We start from the raw sequence: 5,588 nt of genomic DNA on the forward strand, positions 1-5,588 counted from the left end.
CCCCTCCCCCCGAGGCCAGTTCACCAGTGCCGAATGCAGCGCCTCCACCGCCCGGTCCCAGGACTCCCGGACGTCCCGCGACGCCCCGAACCCCCCGGCCGCCTCCAGTACGCAGTACCCGTGGAACGTACTGCGCAGCAGCCGCACGGCGTCCGTGAGGTCGGGCTCGTCGAGGTCGTACGCGCGCAGCATGCCGTACGTGATCTCGGCGGTGCGCCGCAGCGCGGGGGACTGGGCGGCGAGGTCCTGGTCGACGGGGATCTGCGTGGCCGCGTACCGGCCGGGATGGCGCAGGGCGTACTCCCGGTACGCGCCCGCGAACGCGACCAGCGCGTCCTTGCCGGCCCGCCCCGCGACCGCCGCCGAGATGAGGTCGATCATCTCGGCGCCGGCCAGGAACGCGAGGCGGGTGCGCAGCTCCTGGAGGTTCTTGACGTGCGAGTAGAGGCTCGCGTCCTTGACGCCGAAGCGCCGGGCCAGCGCGGACAGGGTGACGTTCTCGAACCCCACCTCGTCGGCGAGCTCGGCGGCGGCTCCGACGAGCCGGTCCACCGTGATTCCCGCGCGTGCCATGGGGTGCCTCCGTCCGTGTCCTAGGCGGGATCCTAGGACACTTAGGCAGGCCGCGCGGGACCGCTCACGGCAACGCCGGGCAACCGGTTGCGGCAACGCCCCGGAAAACGGTTGCAGCAACACGGGCGTACGGCGCTCTCAGGGGTGCGGTGCTGCTCAGCGGATCGGCGCGTACAGGACGCCCAGCTTGTCGACCTCGTCCCCGGAACGCCCGGTGAACCCGACGATCTGCCACCCGGCCGGCGCCGTGAACGTCCTCGCGTCCGACGTCGCCGTACCGGCGGACAGCGAACGCCCCTTGTCGGTGCCGAAGGACGCCGAGAAGAGCCGCGTACGGCCGTCCTTCTGACCCTGCGTCAGCTTGACGGAGGTCAGGTGCTCGCCGCTCGCGAGGGTGAGGGACGTGGCCGTGCCGCCGGTGCCGCCGTGCGTGAGGGTGGTGCCGTCGGAGAGGCCCAGGGAGACCGCGTCCAGGCGGGAGGCGCCGCGCAGGGTGAGCGTGCGGGGCGCGGGCGCCGAGGGCAGGTCGTCCGCGTCGTTGAAGGCCGTGCCGTGCGGGCCGCCGGTGAAGTCACTCGCCCGCAAGGAGGAGTTGAGGGTGTAGGAGAAGTCGACCGCGTGCGGGAAGTGGTCGGAGAGGTTGCCGCCCGCCGAGTCCAGGAACTTCGCCCAGTCGTTGCTGTAACGGGTTGCTGCAAGGTCCACCAGCCGGCTGCCCCGGTACAGGACCTTGTCGACGACCTCGCAGGTGTTCGGCGGCGCGCTCGTCGGACACACGATCGCGTCCGCGCCCTGCGTCGGGGGAGTGCCGCCCTTGACCAGTTGCACCCACGCGTCGGTGAGGCCGTTCACGGACGTCAGGGTGCGGATGTTGTCCCCGGCGCGGGTGTAGCGCGTGTTCGTGTCGCCCATCACGATCACCGCGTTGCCCGCGGAGTTCGCCGTGATGAAGTCGGACAGCTGCGTGATGTTCGCGCGCCGCGCGGCGAGGGCGTCCGCGGAGTCGTCCGCGTTCGTGTGGACGTTGTACAGGTCCACGAAGACGCCCTCGGCGAGCCGCACCCGGGCCAGCGAGAAGCCCTTCGGCGTCAGGCAGTTGGTGCCGGTGCACTGGTTCCACCGGACCCGCTCGAAGTCCTCGAAGGGTACGTCGGAGAGCGTGTTGAGCCCGTCGCCGAACGGTACGCCGCCGCTCGTCGGCGTGCGGTACGCGTGGTCGTCGTTCGCGTACAGCGCCGCGTGGTAGTTGAAGTCCTCCTGCACGTTCACGATGTCGTACGCGCCCAACCGGGGCGAGATCAACGGCGTGTTGGTGGCCGGCTTGCTCGAACTCAAGGGCTCCGGCAGGCCCGCGACGTTGTACGTCAGGACGTTGAACGTCCCCGAGGGCGCGGCCTGTGCGGGTGCCGCCGAGGCGACGGTGAGCCCGGCGAGGCCGAGCACGGTCGCCGCGAGGGTGCCGATGATGCGTCTCATGGTGGGGGAGTCTCCGGTCGACGAAAAGAAGACGGAAAGGAAGGGGAAGTGAAGCGTAAAGAGACTTGAACAATGCTCAGGTTGGAGGCGACCGGTGTGACGCACAAGAGTGACGGATGAAACGCCGGAAAACTGTGAGCAAGCGGTTACTGCAACCCGCCTGGTTTCCGCTCATTACACCGCTTACGCCGGTCCCGGCGAGCCGGCCGACGAACCGGCAACTCCCCTACGACGCACCGCACATGACCACCACCACACCGCACGCCTCGCCTCCTCTCCCTCCCGCGCGTGCATCCCGAGCCAGTGCTCGTCGCACACCGGCCACACCTCCCACAACCGCAAGGGCCCCCGCCCCGGCAGCAGGGCGTCGAGATCATGGTTGACGAGAGCGAGCGCGGCGTCCCACGAGGGGAACTCGCCGGAGTGGGCGGGGTGGCCGGAGGGAAAGTCCATGCAGGTCATGGTGCACGCGCCCCCTCCTGCCGCCGCAAGCCGAATTTCCCGCCCAACTCTGAGAGTTGACTCTCGCAGTTTCTGAGAGAACACTCTCAGACCATGGATTCGGGAAACCGTCTCGGCGACCTTCAGCTCACCGACCCCAAAGCGATGCGCGCGCTGGCGCACCCCGTCCGGCTCGCGGTGTTGGAGCGGCTTCAGCGGTACGGTCCGGCGACTGCCTCGCAGCTCTCGCCGTACGTCGGTGCCACCCCCTCCGTCACGAGCTGGCATCTGCGTCACCTCGCGGGCTTCGGGCTGGTGCGGGACGCGGAAGGGGGTACGGACCGCAGGGAGCGGCGCTGGGAAGCGGCTGCCCGGGGGTTCCGGTTCACGGTGCCGCCGGACGGCGAAGGGCGCTCGGCCGCGCAGCTCCTCGCCGGTGAGGTGTTCGCCCGCACCGCCGAACTTCCCCTGCGCTGGCTGACGGAGACGGCGCCGGAGCTGGAGCCGGAGTGGGTCGAGCTGGCGGGCGGCCTCAATACGAGGATCGCGGTCACCGCCCCCGAACTCGCCGCCCTCCGCGAGGCGTTCGAGGCCCTGGTCGCCCCCTACGTCCACCGCCCCGCCGCCGAACGCCCCCAAGGTGCCCGCCACGTGGCTCTGTTGACCAACGCCCTCCCCGAACTCCCCTAAGATGACCCCAACTCCACCCGATGACCACCCTCCTACGCGCCAACCCGGGCTTCCGACGCCTCTGGACCTCCCAGACCACCTCCCAACTCGGCGACAGAATCACCGAGTTGTCCCTCCCCCTGTTCGCCGCGACCACCCTCGAAGCCACCACCTCCGAAGTAGCCCTCCTCGCCGCCCTAGCCTCGGCCCCCAACCTCTTCGCCCTGCTGCTCGGCGTCTGGGTCGACCGAAGTCCCAAGCGCCGACTGATGATCGCGACGGACCTGATCAACGCGGCGACCCTCCTCACCCTCCCGATCGCCTACGCCCTGGGCTCCCTGACGATGACTCAGCTCTACGCGCTCGCCGTCGTCAGCGGCACCTCGTCCGTCGCCGGCGGCACCGCGACGTCCGCCGTGTTCGCCCGCCTGGTCCCGCCGGAGGCGTACGTGGAGGCCAACAGCCTGCTCAGCGCGGGGCGTTCGGCGACGTACGTGGCGGGCCCGGCGGCGGGCGGGGCGCTCGTGCAGGCGCTCACCGCCCCGGTCGCCGTCCTCGTGGACGCGCTCTCGTTCCTCGTGTCCGCGTCCCTGATCGCGGGGATCAGGATGGAGGAGCCGCCCCCGGCGAAGGGCGACCGGCAACTTCGGGAGGGCGTGCGATTCGTGCTCGGGGAACCGGTGTTGAAGTACGGCCTGGCCTGCACGACGACCGTCAACTTCTTCACGTACCTCACGGGCACCGGCATGATCGTCCTCTACGCCGACCGGGAACTCCAGCTCGCCCCGGGGGTGATCGGAACGGCGTTCGGTGTCGGTGCGCTCGGCGGACTCGGGGGCGCGTTCGCGGCACCGGTGCTGGCCCGAAAGTTCGGTTCGGGCAAGGGAGTTGTGATCGGATCCGTTCTCTTCCCGCTCCCATTCGCGCTCGGGGCCGCGGCCGGCGGTCCGCCCTGGGCGAGGGCGGTCCTCCTCTCCGCCTCCCTCTTCCTCTCCTTCTTCGGCGTCATGCTCTTCGACGTGAACCTCAACTCCCTTCAGGCGGCGGCCGTTCCGGACGGCATGCGGGCGAGGGTCGCCGGCGCGTACAGCACCGTCAACTACGGAGTTCGTCCTCTCGGCGCACTGGCGGGCGGCGCACTCGCGAGCGCGGTGGGGCTGCGAACTACGCTGATCGTGGCGGCGGTCGGCGGCGCCCTCTCCGTGCTGTGGCTGCTGCCGTCACCGATACCGAGGACGCGCGAGCCGCACGCCACGCCCTCGCGCGGCGGACGCCGCGACACGGACGACGCCGTGGGTCTCGACACGCGCCCCACACCGTAGGGTTCGACCCGATGGACGACACCCGCAGCGAGCAACCCCTCTGGAAACAACGCGACTTCACCACCTTCTGGCTCGCCCAGACCCTCTCCGTCCTCGGCGACTCCTTCGCGCTGATCGCCCTCCCGCTCCTCGTCCTCGAAGCCACCGGCTCCATCGCGAGCATGGGCCTGCTCACGGCGGCGGGCGGCGCAGCGCTCGTCCTCTCGGCGGTCTTCGCGGGCGCGGTCGTCGACCGGGTCGACCGGCGCAAGCTCCTCATCGCCTGCGACCTCGCGCGCATGGTTCTGTACGGGGTGATCCCGTTGGTCTGGCTGGCGGGGCCCCAAGTCTGGCTCCTGTACGCCGTGTTGCCGGTCTGCGAGGCCATCGGCATGTTCTTCGCGGTCGGGTACGTCACCGTCGTGCGCGGGCTCGTCGGCACGGGGCGCCTCACGGAGGCGAACGGCCGCCTCAACGCGACGGCCGCCGCGGCCGGGGTGCTCGGGCCGCTCGGCGCGGGCGCGGTCGCCGCGTGGACGGGGCCCGCGGCGGCCGTCGGCGTGGACGCGGCCAGCTTCGGCGTCTCCGCCGCGTGCCTCATGGCCGTACGGATCAAGAAGGTGCCCCGGCAGGACGTACAACACCCCGGGATCTGGCGGGACTTGAAGGCCGGCGTCGCCTTCCTCTACGGCCACCCGGTGCTGCGCTCGGTCACCGCCCTGCTGTTCCTGTTCAGCTTTCTCACCCTCGGGCTCGTCGACCTGCTGATCTACCACCTCAAACACGATCTCGGGCAGGACGACGGGACGGTCGGTGCCGTGATGGGGGCCGGCGCGCTCGGTACGGTGACCGGGTCCCTCCTCGTCGCCCGCCTGCGCCGCCGCCTCGGCTTCGGGCCCGTGTGGACGGCGTCGGTCGCCGTGTCCGGGCTCGCGGTCGTCGGGCTCGGCCGCGCGGACTCCGTCCCTCAAGTCGCCGTCCTGGCCGCCGCGTTCCTCGCGTCCGTCGCCGTCGGCGGCACCTGCTCGATGTCCCTGCGCCAGGAGGTGACCCCCGAACACCTCCTGGGCAGAGTGACATCCGCGTTCTGGACCCTCCAGTACTCCGCGGCCCCGATCGGCGCCGCCG

The 5,588-nt window shown here is 70.9% G+C and carries 6 protein-coding genes; 3 read left to right on the forward strand and 3 right to left on the reverse strand.

The annotated features are described in order from the left end of the window. The 3 genes from AOK24_RS30250 to AOK24_RS30260 form a co-directional block, all read right to left on the reverse strand. Window positions 1-573 (reverse strand): TetR/AcrR family transcriptional regulator (locus AOK24_RS30250; protein WP_055723221.1); only part of this gene is annotated, 573 nt, incomplete at its 3' end. A 156-nt stretch (window positions 574-729) separates the two neighbouring features. After that, entirely contained in the window at window positions 730-2,049 is a 1,320-nt protein-coding gene (locus tag AOK24_RS30255; RefSeq protein ID WP_055723222.1) for a jacalin-like lectin, read from the reverse strand. Between the two features lie 183 nt (window positions 2,050-2,232). Further along, window positions 2,233-2,502, reverse strand: a complete 270-nt coding sequence (locus AOK24_RS30260; protein WP_133258224.1) for a hypothetical protein — start codon at window positions 2,500-2,502, stop codon at window positions 2,233-2,235. A gap of 102 nt (window positions 2,503-2,604) precedes the next feature. On the opposite strand from AOK24_RS30260, the gene AOK24_RS30265 reads away from it, so the two are divergent. From AOK24_RS30265 to AOK24_RS30275, 3 genes are all read left to right on the forward strand, one after another. Next, window positions 2,605-3,180 carry an ArsR/SmtB family transcription factor gene (locus AOK24_RS30265; protein ID WP_055723224.1) on the forward strand — a complete coding sequence of 192 codons (576 nt, stop codon included), beginning with the start codon at window positions 2,605-2,607 and terminating at the stop codon, window positions 3,178-3,180. A gap of 20 nt (window positions 3,181-3,200) precedes the next feature. Further along, window positions 3,201-4,481 carry an MFS transporter gene (locus AOK24_RS30270; RefSeq protein WP_055723225.1) on the forward strand — a complete coding sequence of 427 codons (1,281 nt, stop codon included), beginning with the start codon at window positions 3,201-3,203 and terminating at the stop codon, window positions 4,479-4,481. An 11-nt stretch (window positions 4,482-4,492) separates the two neighbouring features. Beyond that, a partial coding sequence (locus AOK24_RS30275; RefSeq protein ID WP_055723226.1) for an MFS transporter occupies window positions 4,493-5,588 on the forward strand: 1,096 nt, incomplete at its 3' end.

This window comes from Streptomyces niveiscabiei (assembly GCF_001419795.1).
GTDB classification, from domain to species: Bacteria; Actinomycetota; Actinomycetes; order Streptomycetales; family Streptomycetaceae; genus Streptomyces; species Streptomyces niveiscabiei.